A 22,741-nucleotide genomic window follows, 5' to 3' on the forward strand; every position below is an offset into this window, starting at 1 on the left:
ATGACCCCAGAACAAATCTCTGAACTGCCGTACCGCCCTTGCGTTGGCGTCATGCTGATGAACGCCGATGGCGACATTTTCGTCGGCCAACGTTTCGATTCCGAAGTGGCGGCATGGCAAATGCCCCAAGGCGGCATCGACAAAGGCGAAGACCCCGAAACCGCCGCCCTGCGCGAACTGTGGGAAGAAACCGGCGTGACGGCTGACTTGGTTGAAATCGTCGGCCGCACTGGTGACTGGGTGACCTATGACCTGCCACCAGAACTTGTCGGCAAGGTCTGGAAAGGCAAGTACCGGGGGCAGAAACAGATTTGGTATCTGTTCCGCTTCCTTGGCACAGATAATCAAGTGAACATCGCCACCGAACACCCCGAGTTTTCCGAATGGGCATGGTTGCCTGCCGATCAACTGGTCGCCAACATCGTTCCATTCAAACGCGATGTTTACGCCAGCGTCGTGGGTGAATTTGCGGGGCTTATCAAATGATCCGCTTGGCTTTGACACTGTCACTTTGTCTGGCGGGTCAGGCCAATGCGCTAAGCTGTATGCGACCCGACGTGGCGCGCAGCTTTCAGTTCGCCAACGAAAGCGACAAGCTCTTTGTGCTGGCCCATGGAAAACTCATCGCCCCTGATCCTGGCCCGCGTCAACGCCCGGAAAAGAACGGACAGCATGGCGCATCCCGCAGCTATGATGCCACGTTCGAAGGTAAAGGCATCAGCCCCCGCGGCTTTGACGCGCCATTTACCGCTCCGGTCACAATTACAGAGACGTGCCTTTCGGTTTGGTGCGGAAAGGCCCCGCTGAACCAAGATGTCGTCGTATTTATTGAAAAGTCCGAAACCGGCTATTTGGTGGAGGAAGGGCCCTGTGGCGGCATGATCTTTGCCGCACCCAGCCCCACCGATCTAAAGCGTTTGACCAACTGCATGCGCGGCAAAAAATGCGAACCCATGGAGCCACAGCGTTAGCTTTTCAATGTGGAAGGCACCCTACCTGTTGAAGGTAGGGCGCGATCAGATCAGCGACCTTTAAGCAGCTTCAACAACTCTTCGGATGGATAGCCATCTGGCGTTACGCCCTTCTTTGCCTGAAAGGCGCGTATGGCGTTGATCGTGTTTGGCCCGATGATGCCGTCCACCTTGTCATCCAGAAACCCCAGCCGTGTCAGGCGGCGCTGCATCTCTTTCTTTTCGTTGAAAGACAGCGGCTTGTATCCCCGTGGCCAGTTGGCCTGAATCGCGGGCCTACCCTTTAGCCTGTCGGACAGATGCCCAACGCCAATGACATAGGCGTCAGCGACGTTGTAACGCTCGATCACGCTGAAGTTCTTGAAGATCATGAACGCCGCGCCACTGGAACCAGCGGGCAGCAAGATCGACGCAGAACCATAGTTTGGCACGGCGCTTCCGCTGACATCGCGCACGCCCAAGGATGCCCAGTCAGATGGCATTTTCTTGATCTTGCGGTTCGCCAAACCATAGTTGAAGCCACGCGGCAGACGTACTTCGACGCCCCATGGCTGGCCTTTGACCCAACCGAACCGCGCCAAATATGCCGCGGTCGAGGCAAGCGCGTCAGCCGGGTTTTTGGACCAGATATCGCGCTTTCCGTCACCCGTGAAATCCACCGCATAGGCAAGGTAGCTGGACGGGATGAACTGCGTATGCCCCATCGCGCCAGCCCAAGATCCGGTCATACCCTTGGCGGATACGTCCCCGGCTTGCAGGATTCTAAGGGCATCGACCAACTGACCTTCAAAGAATTTGCCCCGCCGCCCGTCATAGGCAAGGGTGGCCAAGGCTTCGATGGTTGGGATGTCGCCTTTGAACTCACCATAAGCACTTTCAAGGCCCCAAACGGCGGCGACGACTTCTTTATCGACGCCGTACTTGGCCTCAATCGCGTTCAGCACGCGGCTGTGTTCGCGCAATGCGGATTTGCCGTTCTTGATCCGCGTGGGCGATGCCGCGCTATCAAGATAATCCCAAATCTGTTTGGTGTATTCCGACTGGTTCCGGTCTTTCTTGATCACATCGGTGTTGTAATCCACGCCCCGAAACGCACGATCAAACACCTGCCCAGAAATGCCTTGCGCAACGGCCCGCCCGCGAAACCCATCGACCCAGCGCTGAAACGCACTGTTGGATGCTGCGACCTGCACCAGTGTTTCCGCCACGACCCGGTCAGGGCGCGCAAGCGGCTTGATTGAACTTACCTGCGAAAGCTCCGCGCGATAAACCGGAAAACGGGAGCTGCTGGCCTGCACAAGGCCAGCGCTGGACAATAGCGGTACGATCGTACCGATCAGAGCGATTGCTCTTACCCAAGACACCATGAAAAGAACCTGCTTGCTCGTTGTTTGTTTGCAAACATCCTAGCGCGAAGAACGAAACCTTCAAAGCAAGCATTCACAAAAAAGGCGGATCAACGCCGTTTTCGAGCGACCTTTCGCTTTACCTTGGCTGCTTTCTTTTTGGCTTTGCTGGGCAACCGGCGTGCTGATTTACGCCCGCCACGCGATGATCCACGCGGAAGCGTTTTGTCATCGATCGACAACAGCTCTAGCATCAGACCGCCCGTAACAGGCACTGCCTCGGCCAATCGCACGGTAACGCGCTGCCCGATCCCAATCACAAGGCCACTGTCCGCCCCCATCAGGGTTTGCGCATCCCGATCATGGTGGAAGTATTCGTTCCCCAACTCGCGGATCGGGACCAAGCCATCTGCGCCGGTTTCGTCCAGTTTTACGAACACGCCAAACCGCGCAATGCCGGAAATGCGCCCGGTGAATTCGTTACCCACGCGTTCGGACAAATAGGCCGCCAGATAGCGATCCGTCGTATCCCGCTCTGCCGCCATGGAGCGCCGCTCGGTATCGGAAATATGCGTGGCGGTGTCTTCCAGCCGCTCGATATCTTCGGGGCTTAGCCCATCTTTGCCCCAGCCATGCGCAAGGATCAGCGCGCGGTGGACGATCAAGTCGGAATACCGCCGGATCGGAGAGGTGAAATGCGCATAGCTGCGCAATGCCAAACCAAAGTGTCCGAAGTTTTCCGGGTTATAATAGGCTTGGGTCATCGACCGCAGCGTGGACAGGTTTATCAGCTCGGAAAACTCGGTGCCCATTGCCGCGTCCAGCAGCCGGTTCAGGTGTTGCGTGTGCAGGACCTGCCCCTTGGCAAGTGAAAACCCAGAGGCCGCCGCAACATCGCGCAGCGAATCCAGCTTTTCCGGCGAGGGTTCTTCGTGCACACGGAACAACAGCGGGCGGCGCATCCGCGTCAGTTCTTCGGCGGCGGCGACGTTGGCAAGGATCATGAACTCTTCGATCAGGCGATGCACATCGTACCGGTCGCGGAACTGAACCGAGGTGACCTTGCCATCCTCACCCAGTTCGATCCGCCGTTCGGGCAGATCAAGGTCAAGCGGTTGCCGCGCGGCGCGGGCTTTTTTAGTCACCTCATAGGCGGCAAAAAGTGGCTTGATGATATCATCCATCAGGGGCGCGGTTTTTTCGTTTGGCGTGCCGTCCATGGCCGCCTGCACCTCTTCATAGGCAAGGCCCGCGACCGAACGCATAAGACCACGGGTAAACCGGTGCGCGATCTTGTTGCCCGCCGAATCCAGCGTCATGCGCACGGCCATACAGGCGCGCGGCACCCCTTCGTGAAGCGAACACAGGTCGCCGGACAGACGATCAGGCAGCATCGGCACCACGCGATCGGGGAAGTAGGTAGAATTGCCGCGCTTGCGCGCCTCCCGGTCCAGCGCAGAGCCGGGGGTGACGTAATGGGCCACATCGGCAATTGCGACCCAGACGATAAAGCCGCCATCGTTCTTTGGGTCATCGTCGGGTTGGGCATAAACCGCATCATCGCGATCCCGCGCATCGGGCGGGTCAATCGTGATAAGCGGCATATCCCGCAGGTCTTCGCGGTTGCCAAGTCCGGCGGGTTTGGCTTTGTCCGCCTCTGCGATCACGTCATCGGGGAAATCATCCGGGATTCCGTGCTGATGGATCGCGATAAGTGAAACAGCCTTTGGCGCGCTTGGGTCTCCCAAACGCTCAACGATCCGCGCGCGGGGCAGCCCCATACGGGAACGGGGGCCGGATTGCTCTGCCTCGACCAACTCACCGTCTTTGGCACCATGGGTCGCGCCATCAGGCACCTGCCATTCTTTGTCGGCACCTTTGTCGATAGGTTTGATCCGCCCGCCTTCGGCGCCTTTACGGAAGATGCCCAAAATCCGATGGGGGTTTGTTCCGATACGGCGGATAAGCCGTGCTTCGTACTGATGATCGTCTTCGTTTACCTCTGTAAGACGGCCAAGAATACGGTCCCCTTCGCCCAGCGCCGGATCAGATGCGCGCGGCAAAAACAGGATACGCGGCGCGGCCCCTTCGCCATGCCATTCAAGCGGCTTGGCGTATAGATCGCCATCCGGGGTCGGCTCCAATATCTGCAACACCGATACCGGCGGCAGTTTATCTGGGTCGCGATAAGTCTTGCGCCGCTTTTCTAGATGCCCTTCGGCCTCTAGCTCTTTCAGAACGCGCTTAAGGTCGATCCGGTCGGAACCTTTGATGCCAAATGCTTTGGCAATATCGCGTTTTGAGGTTTGTGTTGGATTATCTGAAATCCACGCAAGAATTTCGTCTTTGGATGGGATACGTGTCATGCCCAATTTGGTATCACGCGCTGAACGGTCACACCATTGCAAACAGCGCTTAAAGCCGAAGTTCCATCTTACAATGCGGAATGCCGCCATCGTCGTAATCTGGCCCGATCACTTCGAAGCCGAACCGTTGATAAAAGCCAGTGGCATAGCTTTGCGCCGCAAGCTGAATAGAGGTCAGCCCGCCACGCGCCCGCAGGGCATCTATGGCATATGTCATCAGCTGCGCGCCCAGTCCCGTGCCCCGATGGTCGGCCAAGATGCACACACGTCCGATGCGCCCCGCCGCACCTTCCTGCAGCAACCGCGCGGTCCCTACGGGTTTTCCGTCATGGGTCGCCAGAATGTGGACAGCTTCACCGTCTAGGGTGTCAATCTCATCCTCCATCGGAACCTTTTGTTCATCGACAAACACCGCGATACGCAGGGCCACGCAGGCCTGCACGTCGTCCGTGATGGCGATGGAATAGGTCACGCGAAATAATCCGAAAGGATGCGGCTATAGATCTGTTTCAGCTGAGTGATCTGAGCAACCTCTACGCGCTCGTCCACCTGATGCATGGTCTTTCCGACCAAACCGAATTCGACGACCGGGCAGTGGTCTTTGACAAAACGCGCATCAGACGTCCCGCCCGACGTGGACAAGGCAGGCGTCACGCCGGTTTCCGCAACCACAGCTTTTGACACAAGGTCAGACAGCGCGCCGGGTGGCGTTACAAAGCTTTCGCCCGAAACCTGCACCCGCATTTCAACAGTCGCACCGGTTTCTTCGGCAATTTTATCCGCCTCACCCCTAAGCCATTCGGTAATCGACCCCGAACTGTGCGCGTCATTGAAACGGATGTTCACAGTCGCCCGGCATTCTGCGGGGATCACGTTGTTGGCTGGGTTGCCCGTATCAATCGTTGTGACAGCAAGGGTAGAGGCATCAAAATGCGCCGTTCCTTCATCAAGAGTATGGCTGGCCAGCCGGTCGATTAACTTGGCCATCGCAGGCAGCGGGTTAAGCGCGCGATGCGGATATGCCGCGTGGCCCTGAACACCTTTTACCGTGAAATACGCTGTCATCGAACCGCGCCGACCGATTTTCATCATCTCGCCCATCACATCTGGGCAGGTCGGTTCGCCAACCAAACAGGCGGTCATCTGTTCGTCATGCGCAGCCATCCAGTCAAGCAAAGCAGTGCTGCCATCAACGGCATCCCCTTCCTCGTCACCCGTGATCGCCATAATCACCGCGCCGTCCGGCGGTGTGGTTGTCACGAAATCAATCGCAGCCGCGGCAAAGGCTGCCACGCCGGATTTCATGTCCGTGGCCCCGCGCCCCCACATCCATCCGTCTTTTTGCGTCGCGCCAAAGGGGTCGACTGTCCATGCTGCCGCATCCCCGACAGGCACCACATCCGTGTGGCCGTTAAAGCCAAAGCTGCGCGCATGCCCCTTTTTACCCCAACGCGCATAAAGGTTCGCAATCCCCCCACGATCAACGCGCGTGCATTCAAAACCAGCTGCGCTTAGCTTTCCCTCAAGCAAGGTCAAAGCACCGCCCTCAGCAGGTGTGACAGACGGACAGCGGATCAGCTCGGCGGTAAGGGCGACGGGGTCGGTCAAGGCGGGCTCCTGTATTGGTTACCACAGCGATACCTGCCCTCTATAACTGGTGCAATGTTGCATTGGCGGAACATTTCACGGTCACGAACAATTCCTGCAAACTGCAACTTAACAAGCCCACGGTAATGCCTCACATTTGAATATTAGAAGCAACGTCAAGGTAAGGAGTGGCCGCACCGGCCATGTGACCAGATCAGAATGCGCGTTTCAAAACCCTTCAGCGGATCACAGTTGCAACGAAAAGCTCGATACTTTCCTGTTGGTCATGTTAACAAATACAGATGCACCGCTCGTCCTTTTCCCGAAACCAACTAGCGCAAAAGAACTGATCCAGCTAAGAGACGACGTCGCCACTTGTCAGATGCGAAACAGACAGCCAACCCTCCACGCAACTACCCAAGAACCGGATACCTCAGAATGCTAAGATACCTAGCCGCGTTGGTCCTGCTTTTCGTGTCAAACCTGCCGCTTACCGCAAAAGCACAAGACTTAACGGTGGTTACCGTCGAACGCCCCCCGTTTTCCACGTTGGTGGATGGTGAACAAACCGGCTTTAGCATTGAGCTGTGGAACGCAGTTGCAAAAGACATCGGCATTACATCGACCGTTTCGCTGGAAGATGGGTTCAGCACCATGCTGGGTAAGGTCGAAAATGGCGAAGCCGATGTGGCGGTTGCCAATATTTCGATTACCGCCGAACGTGAACAGATTTTCGACTTCAGCCACTCCATCTTCGAAAGCGGGCTTCAAATCATGGTCCCTGCGAATGGGGATGGCGTGTCGATATGGTCCGCGATCCTGTCGCGTGATCTGTTGATCGCGATTGTTCTGGCGTTCCTGCTTCTGTTCGGGGGCGGCATGGCGATGTGGCATTTCGAACGAGACGCACAGCCCTATTTTGACCGCAGCGCCAAAGAGGCGATGTTCCCATCGTTTTGGTGGGCGCTGAACCTTGTGGTGAACGGCGGCTTTGAAGAACGTGTGCCGCGCACGTTCTTTGGCCGGATATTCGGGACCTTCCTTGTCGTTTCCAGCCTGTTCATCGTGTCGCTATTCGTCGCGAAAATCACCGCCGTGATCACCGTAGACGCCATTCAAGGCTCTGTGAATTCGGTGAATGATCTTTACGGAAAACGCGTCGCGACCATTGAAAACTCGACCGCTGCCAGGTTCATGGAAGGGCGTGACCTGGACTATGACGGGTACCCTGATCTGGATGCTATGATCGCAGAATTTGAAAGCGGGAAAATTGATGCCGTCGTCTTTGACGCGCCGGTTCTGGCTTACTATGCCGCGCACAGTGGACGTGAAAAGGCCCAGATGGTGGGTGCGCCGTTCCGGTTGGAAAGCTATGGCTTTGCCCTGCAAGGCGGCAACGATCTGCTTGAACCGATCGACCGCAGCCTGCTGAAAATGCGTGAAAACGGCACCTATGACCGTATCTATCGCAAATACTTCGGCGCGCGGGATTAACCCGCGCCGAAGCTTACTTTTTATCGTCGAAGAAGGGCGTCATCTGCGCCACGATCACTGCGTTTTCTTCCAAGGCGCGGGCCATCAGCTCTTTTTCCTCGTCGGAAATTTCGTGGCCCTGCTCAACGCGATCTTCAAGCGTGCCGTAACCGGTGACATCCAGCGGGGCCACATCGGCCTGCTTTAGCACAGCAACGGTTTCGCGCACGGCCTCTGCTTCGTCCACGCCGCTGGCGAAACACATCAGGGCCGCGCCCGTCGCGCCCTTGGGAAGGCCGTCATCGGCCTTCCGCCCCACCTGCACAACAAGCGTGTACACAAAGTGGGGCTTCTTGGGCTTTTTCGGTTTATCAGTCACGCAGCAGCTCGTTGATACCGGTTTTCGAACGGGTCCGTTCGTCAACGCGCTTTACGATGACTGCGCAGTACAGGTTCACGCCGTTTTTGGATGGCATAGAACCCGCAACAACAACCGAATATGGCGGCACTTCGCCGTACATCACTTCGCCGGTTTCGCGATCAACGATCTTGGTCGACTGGCCGATGAACACGCCCATGCCCAGAACCGAACCTTCGCGCACGATGCAGCCTTCGACCACTTCGGAACGCGCACCGATAAAGCAGTTGTCTTCGATGATGGTTGGGCCAGCCTGCATTGGTTCAAGCACGCCACCGATGCCAACGCCGCCCGACAGGTGAACGTTCTTGCCGATCTGCGCGCAGGAACCCACGGTGGCCCATGTGTCAACCATCGTACCTTCGTCAACGAACGCGCCAAGGTTCACGAAGGATGGCATAAGAACCACGCCCGGCGCGATGAAGGCGGATTTGCGAACAACCGCGTTTGGCACGGCGCGGAAACCCGCAGCCTTCCATTCGGCTTCGCCCCAGCCTTTGAACTTGCTATCGACCTTGTCCCACCAGCCGCTGCCTTGCGGGCCGCCGGATTGTTCTTCCATGTCTTTGATGCGGAAGCCCAGCAGCACGGCTTTTTTCGCCCACTGGTTCACATGCCAATCGCCGTTGTCCTGACGTTCCGCGACGCGCAATGTGCCGCTGTCCAACGCGTTCAGCGTATCTTCGATCGCTTCGCGTTGTTCGCCTGTGGTGGCGGGGGTGATAGTATCGCGCGCGTCCCACGCGGCTTCGATTGCGGCTTCAAGCTGGGCGTTGGACATTGCTGTTCCTCCAAAACGTGACTGGTCTCGTTGGGGCTGAGGCTATAGACGCTGAAGGACGGGGGCGCAATTGCAACAAGAGGATCACCATGAAGGTTAAGAAGGAACGAGTATTTCCTGACGCGCATCAGGATGTTGAAGCCGTACGTGAAATTCCGGACACACCACAGACGCGGGCACCTGCGTATAAGCTGGCGTTTAACGACGATGACTTCCTGTGCCGCGATGACCTTCGCCCTGTCCGGTTGCAACTGGAACTGCTGAAGCCCGAACTTCTGATGCAGGAACACGGCATCGAAAGCACAATCGTGCTGTTCGGCGGCGCGCGTATTCCTGAGCCTTCGAAAAAGCATACCGCCCGCACCGACACGCTGGCCAATCTGTCACATTATTACGATGTCGCCCGCGAATTCGCGCGGCTGATGACCGTTGAAAGCAAGAAGAACGGCGGCAAGGAAAACGTCATCGTCACCGGCGGTGGCCCCGGCGTGATGGAGGCAGGCAACCGCGGCGCAGCCGATGCTGGCGGCGAATCCATCGGGTTGAACATTGTGCTTCCGCATGAACAGGCACCGAACGAATACGTGACACCTGACCTGTGCTTCAACTTCCACTATTTCGGTATCCGCAAGATGCATTTCCTGATGCGCGCGAACGCCGTTGCCATGTTCCCCGGCGGTTTTGGCACCTTGGACGAGATGTTCGAGGCACTGACCCTGATCCAGACCAACCGGATGAAGCCCGTTCCCTTCCTGCTGTTCGGGAAAGAGTTCTGGCAGCGGATCATCAACTGGGATGCGCTGGCCGACGCGGGCACAATTTCAGAAGAAGACCTAAACCTGTTCCACTTCGTCGAAACGGCGGAAGAGGCTTTGGAATATATCGCGAATTGGGAAGAGCCAGCTTAACGCTGGCTTACATCCCAGCTTCGCTTTCAATCTGCTTGCGGCTTTTGCGTTCCCGTTCGGTCGCGGATTTCAACTGACCGCAAGCAGCCATGATATCTTCGCCGCGCGGTTTGCGAACCGGCGAGGCATATCCCGCATTGAACACAATGTCGGAAAACGCCCGAATACGGTTGCCGCTGGACCGTTCATAAGGCGCGCCGGGCCATTCATTAAACGGGATCAGGTTGATCTTGGCCGGGATGCCCTTGATCAGCTCCACCAGACGATGCGCGTCTTCGTCACTGTCGTTCACACCCTTCAGCATCACATATTCAAACGTGATCCGTTCCGAATTCGACGCCTTCGGATAAGCGCGCAGCGCGTCCAGCAGTTCTGCGATGTTCCACTTTTTGTTGATCGGAACCAACTTGTCGCGGACCTCATCCGTGGTCGCGTGGAAGCTGACGGCCAGCATACAGCCGATTTCGTCAGCGGTGCGGGCAATTTCAGGAACAACGCCAGACGTAGACAGCGTGATACGACGGCGCGACAGGGAAATCCCCTCGGGGTCCATCGCGATCTTCATCGCGTCGCGCACGTTTTCAAAGTTGTACAGCGGCTCGCCCATGCCCATCAGAACGATGTTGGACAACAGCCGCGCCTCGGGAGGGTTCGGGACGCCCGGCTCGGGCCATTCGTCCAGATCATCGCGCGCCAACATCACCTGACCGACGATTTCACCAGCCGTCAGGTTACGCACCAAACGCTGCGTCCCCGTGTGGCAGAACGAACAGGTCAGCGTGCAACCAACCTGGGACGAGATGCACAGCGTACCGCGCCCTTCTTCCGGGATGTAAACGGTTTCGACTTCGTGACCGCCCGCGATCCGCACAAGATACTTGCGCGTGCCGTCCGTCGACACGTGCTTGGAGACAACCTCGGGCACCTCAACCACAAAGTTTTCGTCCAGCGTGGCACGAAAATCCTTTGCAAGGTTGGTCATAGACTCAAAGTCGCGCACGCCCTTTTGATAGATCCACTGCCAGATCTGGCTTGCGCGCATCTTCGCCTTTTTCTCAGGCGTCCCAACCCCAATCAGCGCATCGCGCAACTGTACGCGGGTAAGCCCAACTAGGTTCACCTTATCGCCTTCCGGCTGCTTGCGGGGGATGGTTACAACATCCTGCGTGATGGTCATGAGGCGCGTCTCCGTCGATCAAGTCGCGCTTCATATAGGATTCGGTCGCTCAGATAAACAGACCTTTACGGGGTTTAGCCGCCGCAAAATTGGTCAGCTGATTCCGTTGCCGCCGTGAAACCCGAAAGCGAGAAGGTGTCGCGCGTCACCGTTCCGCGTGCCGAACGACCCGTCAACACAGCAGTCGCACCGCGTTTCATCGCAGTCAAAATCTTGGCGTCATCGCCCTTGGACGCAGGCCAAGCCCATTCGCCATCGGTGAACAACTCGAACGAGCTATCGCCGATTTCCATCTTCACAAACGAATCCGGAGCAAACGGATAACCACCCGTGAACGACACTTCGCCATTCACACCCGATTTCGGGCGATAGGTGACGAAAAGCAAAATCTCACCACGGCGCACAGCTTTGATGCGACCGCTTGAATCCTTGTTCACTGTCTCTTTTGGAACAGCGACGCCCCAGCATTCTGTCGGCGCTGCTGGCGGCTCTGCAAACACGTTCCAATCCGTTTTCACGGCCACACGGTTGGTGGATTCTTGGGCGTTCGCCCCGAACGCAACCAGCGCCATCAACCCGGCACAAATGCCACTCTTCACCAAAGATGTCATATCGTTCACAGCCTCCAGCTGTATTATGCCTCATTCGCCCGCCTGACTGGCCGTTGTTCCCGACCTTTTCGAGTGGCGCGGCTTGTTTCAACTCGATATGCACAGACTAACGTAAAACAGGCGTTTTTTAAAAGCCCTGTTGGCAGAAAATCGCGCATCTGTGAGGCACAATTCCCATGAGTCATGCAATTCCGATGGTCGATGTATGGCGCGGCCCGTTCCTTGAGTCGACCCACGTGGGCCATGCTGTCGTCTGTGACGCGTCTGGGCACATTGTTCAGGCGTGGGGCGATGCCGATGCGGTGATCCTTCCACGGTCTTCGACCAAGATGATTCAGGCCCTGCCCTTGGTCGAAAGCGGCGCGGCGGATGCCTTTGGGCTAACGGACGCGCAATTGGCATTGGGCTGCGCATCCCATGAAGGCGCGCCTATCCACACCGATATGGTCAGCAAATGGTTGGCCGAACTGGGCCTCAGCGACAGTGACCTGCGCTGCGGCGCCGAAGCCCCCCGCGACAGGAAAGCCAAACACGCGATGATCCGGGCGGGCGGTTCGCCCAGTCAGATGCACAACAACTGCTCGGGCAAACACTCTGGCTTTCTGACGCTGACGAAACATTTGGGCGCGGGCACGGAATACGTTGACCCGGCCCACCCCGTTCAACTGGCCGTCAAAGATGCATTTGAAGATGTCACCGGCATGGATAGCCCCGGCTTTGGCATCGACGGATGCTCGGCCCCGAATTTCGGAACCACCGTGCACGGGCTTGCCCGCGCGATGGCGTTTTTTGCCGCCGCAAACGAGGGTGCAGCAGACGGGCGCGAACGCGCGGCGGCGAAATTGACCCGCGCCATGGCCACCTATCCCGAACTGGTGGCGGGCCAAGGGCGTGCCTGTACCGAACTGATGAACGCGATGGGTGGCAACGTGGCGGTTAAAACCGGCGCCGAGGCCGTTTTCATCGCGATCTTGCCGGAACAAAAGCTAGGCGTCGCATTGAAGATCGTCGATGGCGCGACCCGCGCATCGGAATGCGCCATCGCGGCGATTCTGGTGAAATTGGGCGTGTTAGAGCCGAAACACCCCGCCACGCTGAAGCGGATGAATGCGCCAATCAAGAACTGGCGCGGCATCGAAACGGGGATTATTCGCGTCGCAGACGGGTTCGCTTAACCCGCGAAATCCGTTTCGGCGTATCCTTGGATAAACAGCAGCGCCGTCAGATCGCCGTGGTTGATACGAATATCACACTCTGCCGCAACGGTTGGCTTCGCATGAAGCGCAACGCCCGCCCCGGCAAGCCCCAGCATCCCAAGATCGTTCGCACCGTCACCAACGGCCATTACGTCATCTGCACTGATGCCAAGGCGCGCGCTGATTTCTTTCAGAGCCGAAACCTTCGCCTCGCGCCCTAGAATCGGCATCGCGACCTTGCCGGTCAGCTTGCCATCTTCGATCAACAGGGTGTTCGCACGGTTTTCATCGAACCCAAGCTCGCCCGCCACTTTTGCGGTAAATGCGGTGAACCCGCCTGACACCAATGCCGCATAAGCGCCGTTCGCCTTCATCGTCGCCAACAAAACCGCGCCGCCGGGCATAAAGCTGATCCGGGTGGCCAGAACCTTTTCGATCACCGATGCGTCCAAGCCCGCCAACAGGCCGACGCGTTCGTTCAATGCGCCTTCGAAGTCCAACTCTCCGTTCATTGCACGGGCGGTGATTTCGGCCACGCGTTCACCGATTCCCGCTTCGGCGGCCAGCTCATCGATGCATTCCTGTTGGATCATCGTGCTGTCCATATCGGCCAACAGCATCTTTTTGCGCCGCCCCTCGGCCGGCAGAATCACCAGATCGACGCCCAGCTTTTGCAGGTCTTCCCAAACGTCCCACTGGTTGCTTGGCATAGATTCCAACGGAAATTCAGCCGCAACATCGGGCGCAAGCCACTGCACTTCGCCACCACCCCAAGCGTTGCGAACAGCATCAACTGTCGCGGGCGTAAGCCCTTTTGCGGAAGGGTTGGTCAGCAAAGTCGCAATAAACATGGGGCAGTTTCCGATAGTGAACAGACGTGTCGCTTTTCAGCATTCAAACGGCGCAATAGCGCAGGTTTCCCTCTTGCGCCAGTGCGCGATGCCCCGTATCTGCAGCGGCGGGACACCCTTCCCCAACGAAGGGCGATTATCTGTAAGGATACCATCAATGGTTACCAATACCCCGGCCACGCGTCCGGCCAACCCGCGTTTTTCTTCTGGCCCATGTGCCAAGAACCCTGAATTCTCCCTCGACAAGCTTGCTGATGCGCCTTTGGGCCGCTCGCACCGCGCTGCTGTTGGCAAGGCCAAGCTTTTGGCTGCCATCGAAACAACGCGCGAAGTGCTTGGCATTCCGGCCGATTATAAAATCGGCATCGTGCCCGCATCTGACACTGGCGCTGTCGAGATGGCCCTGTGGTCCCTGCTGGGCGAACGCCCTGCCGAAATGGTCGCATGGGAATCTTTCGGCGCTGGCTGGGTCACCGATGTGGTCAAGCAGCTGAAGATCGAAGCAAACGTTCACACCGCCGAATACGGTGAAATCGTTGATATGGCCAAAGTGAACTATGACAACGATGTCGTGTTCACATGGAACGGCACCACCTCGGGCGTGCGTATGGCCAATGGCGATGCGATCCCGGCTGACCGTGCTGGCCTGACGATCTGCGATGCGACCTCGGCCGCGTTCGCGATGGACCTGCCTTGGGACAAGCTGGATGTAACCACCTTCTCTTGGCAGAAGGTTCTGGGCGGCGAAGCGGCCCACGGCATGCTGATCCTCAGCCCCCGCGCCGTAGAGCGTCTGGAAAACTACACCCCTGCATGGCCTCTGCCGAAAATCTTCCGCCTGACCAAAGGTGGCAAGCTGATCGACGGTATCTTTACCGGTGCGACGATCAACACGCCTTCCATGCTGGCGGTCGAAGATTATCTGGTTGCGCTGGACTGGGCGAAATCTGTTGGTGGGCTGAAGGGCCTGATCGCACGTGCGGATGCAAACGCCGCTGCCATCGCCAAGTTCGTCGAGACGCATGACTGGATCGCAAACCTTGCCGTTGATCCGGCAACTGCCTCCACGACCAGCGTTTGCCTGAAGTTCACCGATGACCGCATCACCGATGGCGCGACCTTTGCCAAAGCCGTTGCAAAACGTCTGGAAGCCGAAGGCGTGGCGCTGGATATCGGCGCATACCGCGATGCCCCGGCTGGCCTGCGCATCTGGTGCGGTGGCACGGTTGAAACGTCGGATGTTGAGGCGCTGATGCCTTGGCTTGATTGGGCGTTCAACGCCGAAATCGAGGCACTGCAAGCAGCTGCCTAAGCGGGCTGTTTCCTGATCAATTCCGGGTGCGCGACCCCGCGCGCCCTCTCCCCCAGAATTTCACTAAAGGAGCGCCTGACATGGCCCCCAAAGTACTCGTATCCGACAAACTGTCTGAAACCGCTGTTCAGATTTTCCGTGACCGCGGCATCGACGTAGATTTCGAACCGAACCTCGGCAAAGACAAAGACGCGCTGATCGCCAAGATCGGCGAATATGATGGCCTTGCCATCCGTTCGGCCACCAAGGTGACCGAAAAGGTTCTGGAAGCCGCGACCAACCTGAAAGTCGTTGCCCGCGCCGGTATCGGTGTTGATAACGTCGACATCCCCGAAGCGTCCAAAAAGGGCGTGATCGTCATGAACACGCCGTTCGGCAACATGATCACCACGGCCGAACACGCCATCGCGATGATGTTCGCAGTTGCACGTCAGATCCCAGAAGCCTCTGCTTCGACCCACGCCGGGAAATGGGAAAAGTCCAAGTTCATGGGCGTTGAACTGACCAACAAAACGCTGGGCGTTATCGGTGCTGGTAACATCGGTGGCATCGTTTGCGACCGCGCACTAGGCCTGAAGATGAAGGTCATCGCCTATGACCCCTTCCTGTCCGAAGAGCGCGCCGACAAAATGGGCGTCACCAAGGTAGAGCTGGACGAACTGCTGACCCGCGCTGATTTCATCACGCTGCACGTGCCGTTCACCGACCAGACGAAAAACATCCTAAGCCGTGAAAACCTTTCGAAAACCAAGAAAGGCGTTCGCATCATCAACTGTGCCCGTGGCGGTCTGGTAGATGAAGAGGCGCTGGCCGATCTGATCAAAGAAGGCCACGTTGCTGGCGCGGCGTTCGACGTGTTCGCGAAAGAGCCTGCAACGGAAAACCCACTGTTCGGTCTGCCAAACGTTGTTTGCACACCGCACCTTGGCGCATCGACCACCGAAGCACAGGAAAACGTGGCCCTGCAGGTTGCAGAGCAGATGTCTGATTACCTGCTGACAGGTGCTGTGACCAACTCGCTTAACATGCCATCCGTTACGGCAGAAGAAGCCAAGGTCATGGGCCCATGGATCAAACTGGCCGAGCATCTGGGTGCCTTCGTTGGCCAGATGACGGACGAGCCGATCGAAGCCATCAACATCCTGTACGATGGTTCCGCCGCTGAACTGAACCTAGAGGCGCTGAACTGCGCTGGTGTTGCTGGTATCATGCAAGCGTCGAACCCTGACGTGAACATGGTGTCCGCACCTGTGATCGCCGAAGAGCGTGGCATCAAGATCAGCCGCACAACTCAGCACAAGCAGGGCGTATTTGATGGCTATATCAAGCTGACCGTGAAAACCCCAAGCCGCGAACGTTCCATCGCGGGCACAGTGTTCAGCGACGGCAAGCCACGGTTCATCCAGATCAAAGGCATCACCATCGATGCAGAGATCGGCCAGCACATGCTGTACACAACCAACAAAGACGTGCCGGGCATCATCGGTACGCTGGGCCAGACACTGGGCGAAAACGGCGTGAACATCGCGAACTTCACCTTGGGCCGTGCGTCCGCAGGCGGCGATGCGATTGCGTTGCTGTATGTGGATGGCGTTGTGGCACCGGAAGTGCTGCAAAAGCTGGAAGCAACCGGCCTGTTCCAATCGGTTAAGCCGCTGGAATTCGAAGTGGCCTAAGGCCCCTTTCGGGTTGAAACATCTTGGGCCTGCCGCAACAAATGCGGCGGGCCCTTTTCATTTCCGGGATTTGAACATGACGCTTTACGCAATCGGCGATATTCACGGCCAGATCGGCATGCTGGAATACGCCTTGGAAAAGATCGAACGCGATGGCGGGCCAGATGCGCGGATCGTTTTTCTGGGTGATCTGGTTGATCGCGGGCCTGATTGCCGGGGTGTGATCGAACTGCTGTCCTCGGGCCTGCGCGACGGCAAACCGTGGACCGTTCTGCGCGGCAATCACGACCGCATGTTCACCCGTTTCCTTAGCCCCACCCCGATTGTCGAAACTCGCCTGCCCATCGGGTTGGATTGGTTTCACGAACGCGTTGGCGGGGCCGAAACCCTGCGGTCCTACGGTGTTGAGGTGAACGAGGATCGCCGCATCTGGCAAGTCCACCAAGACGCAGCCGAGGCTGTGCCGCAATCCCACCGCGACTTTTTGCATGGTGCGGTGAATATGTTGCAACAGGATGGCTATCTGTTCGTCCACGCAGGCATTCGCCCCGGCGTCGGCCTTGACGACCAAGAAGAAGAGGATCTTGTCTGGATCCGCGAACCCTTCTTAAGCAGTGACGCCGACCACGGCGCGGTTGTGGTCCACGGCCACACGATGACGGACACGCCCGAACACCACGGCAACCGCATCGGGTTGGATACCGGCGCAGGGCGCGGTGACAGGCTGACCGCAGCGGTCTTCGAAGACGGCAAGGTCTTCGTACTAGGCCACGATGGCCGCACACCGCTGACGCCTCGCTAAAGCAGTCTCTCGCAAGCTTGACGATTGCCACCTTCCTGCAATGATCGCCAGATGAACGAATTCGACCTTTCAGCCTTTCTTCCCTACCAACTGGCCGTTGCTTCGGCCCGTGTCAGCCGGGACTTCGCCGAACGATACCGCGCGGAATTTGGCCTGACCTTGCCGGAATGGCGCGTGTTGGCACACCTTTCCCAAACCGATGCCGTGTCTGTGCGTGAAATCCATGCGCAGGTGGAAATGGATAAATCCAAAATCTCGCGCGCGGCGACGCGGCTGGAAACAGCCGGGTATGTGTTGAAGGTCGAAGATAAAACCGACAGGCGCTTGGTTCAGATCAGCCTGACCCCAAAGGGCAAAGTGCTTATGGACAAGCTTTTGCCCTTGGCAAATCAGTTCCAAGAAGAGCTTTTGGCCAATCTTGGCCCGCAAGCCGATGATCTTCGGGCTGCCCTGTCGCGTCTGACGGCGGATTAACCGCCGGGACGCCACGTTACGTTTACGGCTTTTCTGGCGACGCGGTATGACGGGGCAACTGACACATCTGGAAGCGGGAGGTCCAGCATGACCGGGATCGTAATACTTAGCGGCGCACGTACAGCTATTGGCACATTCGGCGGGGCCTTGGCGGGCACACCAACCGTTGAACTGGGTTCCACAGTTGCCAAAGCCGCGCTGGAACGCGCCGGCGTCGAAGGCGGCCAAATTGGCCACGTCGTTTTCGGCAACGTCATCAACACCGAACCGCGCGATATGTATCTTGGCCGCATGGCCGCGATGGGCGCCGGGGTTCCCGAAACCACGCCAGCGATGAACGTGAACCGCCTGTGTGGTTCAGGGGCGCAGGCGATCGTTTCGGTCGTACAGTCTCTAATGCTGGGCGATGCCGACTTTGGCCTTGCCGGTGGCGCCGAAAACATGAGCCGCTCTCCTTACATCCTGCCCGCTGCTCGCTGGGGGCAAAAGATGGGCGATGTTGGCGCGCAGGACATGATGCTTGGCACGCTTCAGTGCCCGTTTGGCAGCGGCCACATGGGTGTCACTGCTGAAAACGTAGCCGCCGCACATGGCATCAGCCGCGCCGATCAAGACGCTTTTGCACTGGAGAGCCAGAACCGCGCCGCCAACGCCATCGAAGCAGGGCTGTTCAAAGAACAAATCGTCCCGGTCGAGGTGCGCGTAAAGCGCGACATGGTCGCCTTTGATACGGACGAACATCCCAAGACAACCTCGGCCGAAGCGTTGGCCGGGCTGCGTCCTGCGTTCCAGAAAGACGGCACCGTGACCGCAGGCAACGCTTCGGGCATCAACGACGGGGCCGCCGCCCTTGTGCTGGCCCGCGAAGACGCCGCCGAAGCCGCCGGCCTAACAGCGCGCGCCCGCGTGATTGGCTATGCCCACGCCGGGGTTGGCCCAGAGGTGATGGGCATTGGCCCCGTGCCAGCCGTGCGCAACCTGCTTGCCCGTACCGGCCTGTCGGCAAGCGACTTTGATGTGATCGAATCCAACGAAGCCTTCGCGGCACAAGCCCTTGCCGTCAGCAAAGAGCTTGGCCTTGATCCGGCAAAGGTGAACCCCAACGGCGGCGCAATCGCGCTGGGTCATCCGGTTGGCGCGACCGGAGCCCTGATCACCGTCAAAGCCCTGCACGAGCTTGAACGTATCGGCGGAAAGCGCGCGTTGATCACCATGTGCATTGGTGGCGGCCAAGGTATCGCATTGGCGATCGAACGGGTCTAAACGCCCAAAACGCCGCCGGTTTCACGGCGGCGTTAACCCTGTTTTCACCCTGTTGCTTTTGACTGACCTCTACACCCCGGTGGCAGAGGTCCGCATGATTCTTGAGAAAAAACTGGCAGAAGAGCGACGCGCAAGGTTGGCCGCTGAACGCCTGCTGGAGCAAAAAAGCCGGGAACTTTTCGATGCAAATCGCAAACTGTCGGTCCACGCGCGGCATCTAAGTGATGAAATCGTCGAGACAAAGCAACAGGCCGAAGCCCTGCGAGGGATGAACAATCAGGTTCAGGCCGAACTAGAGGTCGTAACCCACGCTGTCGCCATCGCGGAACGGCGGCTGTGGGATTCGCTTGAAACCATCCGTGACGGGTTCGCGGTGTTCGATTCCGACGGGCGCATGGCCGCCGCCAACCGCGCCTATCTGTCAATTTTTGACGGCCTCGAAGATGTCACTCTTGGTGTGCGATACGATGACGTCGCCCGGCTAATCGCCGAAGAAGGCATCGTCGATACCGAAGGGGAAAGCCTTTCATCCTGGATCGAAGGGATGCGCGCCCGCTGGCAGCTGGACCCCATTCCTGATCGCGTTATCCGGCTGTGGAACGGCCAATATGTGAAACTGATCGACAGGCGCACCCCCGGTGGGGACATCGTGTCGCTAAACTTGAACATCACCGAAATGATGCGGATGTGGGCCGCGGTTGAGGCGATCCCCGACGGGTTCGTTCTTTATGACCGCGAGGACCGGATGGTGATGTGCAACGAACATTACCGCGAAATCTACAGCCAAAGTGCGCCCGCAATGAAACCCGGCGCAACCTTCGAAGAAATCCTGCGGTATGGTCTCGATCGCGGCCAATATGTCGATGCAATCGGTCGCGAGGAAGACTGGCTGTCAGAACGGCTGACCCGCCACCAAAAAGCCAACGGAGTGATTGAACAAGAGCTTGGCGATGGCCGTTGGCTGCGCATTCTTGAACAGCGCACCCCCGATGGTGGCTTGGTCGGCCTGCGCGTGGACATCACCGAACAAAAACGACAGCAGCAGGCGCTGGAAGAAGCCCGCATCGCAGCCGAGGCCGCCAACCGCGCGAAATCAGCGTTCCTTGCGAATATGAGCCACGAACTGCGCACGCCAATGAATGGCGTCGTTGGGATGGCCGACCTTCTTTGTGACACCACGCTAAGTGACGAACAGCGCCTCTATGCCGAAACGATCCGAAATTCGGGCGAGGCCCTTCTGACCCTGCTGAATGACGTCTTGGACTATTCCAAGATCGAGGCTGAAAAGCTTCGCCTGCATCCCGAACCCTTTGATTTGGAACGCGCGATTCACGAGGTGGTGATGCTGCTGCAAGCCACAGCGCAAGACAAATCCCTAGAGCTGTTCATCGACTATGACATGTTTCAGCCCACGCGCTTTACCGGTGATCGTGGCCGCATCCGCCAAATACTTACCAACCTTGTCGGCAACGCCGTCAAATTCACCGAACACGGGCACGTCCTTGTGCGCGTCGTTGGGTTGGAATCAGATCAGCCCGGGCATCAGCAAATTCACATCACTGTCGAAGACACCGGCATTGGCATCGCGCAGGAAATGCAAGCGCATATCTTTGGCGAATTCAACCAAGTCGAAGACCAGCAAAACCGCAAGTTCGAAGGAACCGGCCTTGGCCTTGCCATCTCGCGCCAGCTGGTGGAGCTGATGGGTGGGGAAATCTGGTTGGAATCCGAAAAGGGGAAAGGCGCGTGTTTTGGCATACGCCTGACGCTGCCGATCGCCGAAGACAGCGACGAAGGGCCCGTTACCCTAACACCTAAACTAAAGCGCGTGCTGGTCGTCGATGACCAAGAAATTAACCGCACCGTTCTGGACCGGCAGTTGGGCCAAATGGGGTTGGAGGTTATCTTGCACCGTTCCGCCGAACTGGCCCTAAGCGCGTGGGATGAAATCGGCCCCGTTGGTCTGGTGATCACCGACCAAAACATGCCCGGCCTCAACGGCGACGAATTTGCCCAAGCGCTGCGTGCCAGGGGATGTTCGGTTCCGATCCTTGTTCTAAGCTCTAACCCAGCCACGATGCGCAACGCCGCCGCGCAAGAGGCCGTTGATCTGGTGATGAGCAAACCGGTCCTGCGGCGTGGTTTGTACGAAGCCATCAACGGGTTGATCGACGCCCAGCCAGAAAAAGCACCGCCAACCCAGCTTCCGCCCCCGGCGCCAACGACGAACCGAAAGATGCGAATACTCGCCGCTGAAGACAATAAAACCAACCGGTTGGTATTCTCAAAAATGGTTAAGTCGCTGGAAATTGACCTGACTTTTGCCAACAACGGGTTGCTTGCTGTCGAAGCGTTTCGCGCACAACGGCCTGACTTGATCTTTATGGATATTTCGATGCCAGAAATGGACGGAAAGGACGCGACCCGCGCCATCCGCGCCTTAGAGGCAAAAGCCGGCACCGCCCCAGTGCCCATCGTTGCCCTTACCGCGCACGCCCTAGAAGGGGACGCGGAAGAAATACTGGCCGCCGGCCTTGATCACTATTTGACAAAACCACTTCGAAAAGACGCGATCGTGAAGCTCGTTCGTGACCTCTGCCCGGCGGGATGCGTTCCCCCTGTTGCCGAAACGCCGCCGCAACCGGTTGAGGCCGGCGCGCTTCACGGATCGTGACAGGCACGGCGCCAAATCGAACCTTGTTGATCAGGTTTCCGGGTAATCGCGCAAAAAGACCCACCGGTCCCCTTCGGACATGCCCGCGTTAAACCGATAGCCACCGGTATCAAATTCCTTGATGCTTTCGGCATCTGTCAGGCGGCGTTCGATGATGAACCGCGCCATCGCACCGCGCGCCTTTTTCGCAAAGAAGCTGACGATTTTCGCCTGACCGTTCCGTTCTTCCATAAAGACCGGCGTGATCGTGCGCAGGTTCAGCGCATCCAAAGCGACCGCGCCAAAATATTCCTGGCTGGCGCAATTGATCAAAACATCGCTTTGCGCCTCCGCCGCCGCCTTGTTCAGCGCCAGTGAAATCTGATCGCCCCAGTATTCGTACAGGGATTTGCCGCGATCCGTTTTCAGACGACTGCCCATTTCCAACCGGTAAGGCTGAATCGCATCCAACGGGCGCAACAATCCGTAAAGGCCAGACAGAATGCGCAGATGATCCTGTGCCCAACGCAAATCGTCATCGCCAAGCGTGCCCGCCTCTAGGCCGGTATACGTGTCACCGGCAAAGGTAAGCGCCGCGGCTTTTGCGTTTTCAGGGGTCGAGGATGGCGCGAAATCGGCGAAGCGTTCGGCGTTCAGCTTGGCCAGATTTTCACTGATGCTCATCAGCTTTTGCAGCTCTGGCACCGTCAGATCGCGGGCAAATTTTGCAAGGTGGTTCGCATCTTCCTGAAATGCGGGCAGCGTCGGCGACACCCCTTCGACCGCATTCATATCCAGTTTCTTCGCAGGAGAGATTACGACCAGCATGTGCCATCCTTCTTGTTCTTCAGCTGCGCAACCTAGCAGAGGGCATCG

The 22,741-nt window shown here is 57.9% G+C and carries 21 protein-coding genes; 11 read left to right on the forward strand and 10 right to left on the reverse strand.

The features are described 5' to 3' along the window. Complete coding sequence (locus COL8621_RS15715) at positions 1 to 486, forward strand: RNA pyrophosphohydrolase (RefSeq protein ID WP_093968223.1); 486 nt, start codon at positions 1 to 3, stop codon at positions 484 to 486. Next, positions 483 to 971 (forward strand): hypothetical protein, encoded by a 489-nt coding sequence (locus tag COL8621_RS15720; RefSeq protein WP_093968224.1) that lies wholly within the window; start codon positions 483 to 485, stop codon positions 969 to 971. Before COL8621_RS15715 ends, COL8621_RS15720 begins: the two co-directional genes overlap by 4 nt. Before the next feature lie 50 nt (positions 972 to 1,021). Here COL8621_RS15720 and COL8621_RS15725 read toward each other — a convergent pair whose 3' ends face one another. The 4 genes from COL8621_RS15725 to dapE all read right to left on the reverse strand — a co-directional run bounded on the left by COL8621_RS15725 (position 1,022) and on the right by dapE (position 6,291). Then, complete coding sequence (locus COL8621_RS15725) at positions 1,022 to 2,338, reverse strand: lytic murein transglycosylase (protein WP_093968225.1); 1,317 nt, start codon at positions 2,336 to 2,338, stop codon at positions 1,022 to 1,024. Between the two features lie 89 nt (positions 2,339 to 2,427). Further along, positions 2,428 to 4,683, reverse strand: a complete 2,256-nt coding sequence (rnr, locus tag COL8621_RS15730) for a ribonuclease R (protein ID WP_093968226.1) — start codon at positions 4,681 to 4,683, stop codon at positions 2,428 to 2,430. A gap of 49 nt (positions 4,684 to 4,732) precedes the next feature. Beyond that, a complete protein-coding gene (locus COL8621_RS15735) occupies positions 4,733 to 5,155 on the reverse strand; it encodes a GNAT family N-acetyltransferase (protein WP_093968227.1) in 423 nt (140 codons plus the stop codon). After that, positions 5,152 to 6,291 carry a succinyl-diaminopimelate desuccinylase gene (gene dapE / locus COL8621_RS15740; RefSeq protein ID WP_093968228.1) on the reverse strand — a complete coding sequence of 380 codons (1,140 nt, stop codon included), beginning with the start codon at positions 6,289 to 6,291 and terminating at the stop codon, positions 5,152 to 5,154. Before dapE ends, COL8621_RS15735 begins: the two co-directional genes overlap by 4 nt. A gap of 417 nt (positions 6,292 to 6,708) precedes the next feature. Here dapE and COL8621_RS15745 point away from each other — a divergent pair, with 417 nt between their 5' ends. Further along, positions 6,709 to 7,764 (forward strand): transporter substrate-binding domain-containing protein, encoded by a 1,056-nt coding sequence (locus COL8621_RS15745; protein ID WP_093968229.1) that lies wholly within the window; start codon positions 6,709 to 6,711, stop codon positions 7,762 to 7,764. A 13-nt stretch (positions 7,765 to 7,777) separates the two neighbouring features. On the opposite strand, the gene COL8621_RS15750 is transcribed toward COL8621_RS15745, so the two are convergent. Continuing rightward, positions 7,778 to 8,122 (reverse strand): DUF8846 family protein, encoded by a 345-nt coding sequence (locus COL8621_RS15750; protein ID WP_093968230.1) that lies wholly within the window; start codon positions 8,120 to 8,122, stop codon positions 7,778 to 7,780. After that, entirely contained in the window at positions 8,115 to 8,942 is an 828-nt protein-coding gene (gene dapD, locus COL8621_RS15755; protein ID WP_093968231.1) for a 2,3,4,5-tetrahydropyridine-2,6-dicarboxylate N-succinyltransferase, read from the reverse strand. The genes COL8621_RS15750 and dapD overlap by 8 nt, the downstream gene beginning before the upstream one ends. Positions 8,943 to 9,031: 89 nt before the next feature. Between dapD and COL8621_RS15760 the strand changes: the two genes are divergently transcribed. Then, on the forward strand, positions 9,032 to 9,850 hold the full coding sequence (locus tag COL8621_RS15760) for an LOG family protein (protein ID WP_093968232.1): 819 nt from the start codon (positions 9,032 to 9,034) through the stop codon (positions 9,848 to 9,850). A 7-nt stretch (positions 9,851 to 9,857) separates the two neighbouring features. On the opposite strand, the gene rlmN is transcribed toward COL8621_RS15760, so the two are convergent. Then, on the reverse strand, positions 9,858 to 11,027 hold the full coding sequence (gene rlmN / locus COL8621_RS15765) for a dual-specificity RNA methyltransferase RlmN (RefSeq protein ID WP_093968233.1): 1,170 nt from the start codon (positions 11,025 to 11,027) through the stop codon (positions 9,858 to 9,860). A 74-nt stretch (positions 11,028 to 11,101) separates the two neighbouring features. Then, positions 11,102 to 11,638, reverse strand: a complete 537-nt coding sequence (locus tag COL8621_RS15770) for an invasion associated locus B family protein (RefSeq protein ID WP_093968234.1) — start codon at positions 11,636 to 11,638, stop codon at positions 11,102 to 11,104. Positions 11,639 to 11,814: 176 nt separating this feature from the next. On the opposite strand from COL8621_RS15770, the gene COL8621_RS15775 reads away from it, so the two are divergent. After that, positions 11,815 to 12,813, forward strand: a complete 999-nt coding sequence (locus COL8621_RS15775; RefSeq protein ID WP_093968235.1) for an asparaginase — start codon at positions 11,815 to 11,817, stop codon at positions 12,811 to 12,813. Here the strand turns inward: COL8621_RS15775 and serB are convergent. Continuing rightward, the gene (serB, locus tag COL8621_RS15780; protein WP_093968236.1) at positions 12,810 to 13,685 is read right to left on the reverse strand and encodes a phosphoserine phosphatase SerB; all 876 of its coding nucleotides are present in this window, start codon (positions 13,683 to 13,685) and stop codon (positions 12,810 to 12,812) included. The genes COL8621_RS15775 and serB overlap by 4 nt on opposite strands. Positions 13,686 to 13,842: 157 nt before the next feature. Here serB and COL8621_RS15785 point away from each other — a divergent pair, with 157 nt between their 5' ends. From COL8621_RS15785 to COL8621_RS15810, 6 genes are all read left to right on the forward strand, one after another. Continuing rightward, complete coding sequence (locus COL8621_RS15785) at positions 13,843 to 14,997, forward strand: phosphoserine transaminase (protein ID WP_093968237.1); 1,155 nt, start codon at positions 13,843 to 13,845, stop codon at positions 14,995 to 14,997. An 80-nt stretch (positions 14,998 to 15,077) separates the two neighbouring features. Then, positions 15,078 to 16,673: a phosphoglycerate dehydrogenase gene (gene serA / locus COL8621_RS15790; protein ID WP_093968238.1), complete on the forward strand. Its 1,596-nt coding sequence runs from the start codon at positions 15,078 to 15,080 to the stop codon at positions 16,671 to 16,673. A 76-nt stretch (positions 16,674 to 16,749) separates the two neighbouring features. Beyond that, positions 16,750 to 17,475, forward strand: a complete 726-nt coding sequence (locus tag COL8621_RS15795; protein ID WP_093968638.1) for a metallophosphoesterase family protein — start codon at positions 16,750 to 16,752, stop codon at positions 17,473 to 17,475. A gap of 51 nt (positions 17,476 to 17,526) precedes the next feature. Then, positions 17,527 to 17,949 carry a MarR family winged helix-turn-helix transcriptional regulator gene (locus COL8621_RS15800; RefSeq protein ID WP_093968239.1) on the forward strand — a complete coding sequence of 141 codons (423 nt, stop codon included), beginning with the start codon at positions 17,527 to 17,529 and terminating at the stop codon, positions 17,947 to 17,949. An 87-nt stretch (positions 17,950 to 18,036) separates the two neighbouring features. Continuing rightward, the gene (locus COL8621_RS15805; protein ID WP_093968240.1) at positions 18,037 to 19,212 is read left to right on the forward strand and encodes an acetyl-CoA C-acyltransferase family protein; all 1,176 of its coding nucleotides are present in this window, start codon (positions 18,037 to 18,039) and stop codon (positions 19,210 to 19,212) included. A gap of 94 nt (positions 19,213 to 19,306) precedes the next feature. After that, entirely contained in the window at positions 19,307 to 21,886 is a 2,580-nt protein-coding gene (locus COL8621_RS15810) for a hybrid sensor histidine kinase/response regulator (protein ID WP_093968639.1), read from the forward strand. 30 nt (positions 21,887 to 21,916) lie between these two features. Here COL8621_RS15810 and yaaA read toward each other — a convergent pair whose 3' ends face one another. Next, the gene (gene yaaA, locus COL8621_RS15815) at positions 21,917 to 22,693 is read right to left on the reverse strand and encodes a peroxide stress protein YaaA (protein WP_093968241.1); all 777 of its coding nucleotides are present in this window, start codon (positions 22,691 to 22,693) and stop codon (positions 21,917 to 21,919) included. Positions 22,694 to 22,741: the final 48 nt, after the last annotated feature.

Origin of the sequence: Actibacterium lipolyticum (genome assembly GCF_900184935.1) — a bacterium.
Lineage (GTDB): Bacteria > Pseudomonadota > Alphaproteobacteria > Rhodobacterales > Rhodobacteraceae > Actibacterium_A > Actibacterium_A lipolyticum.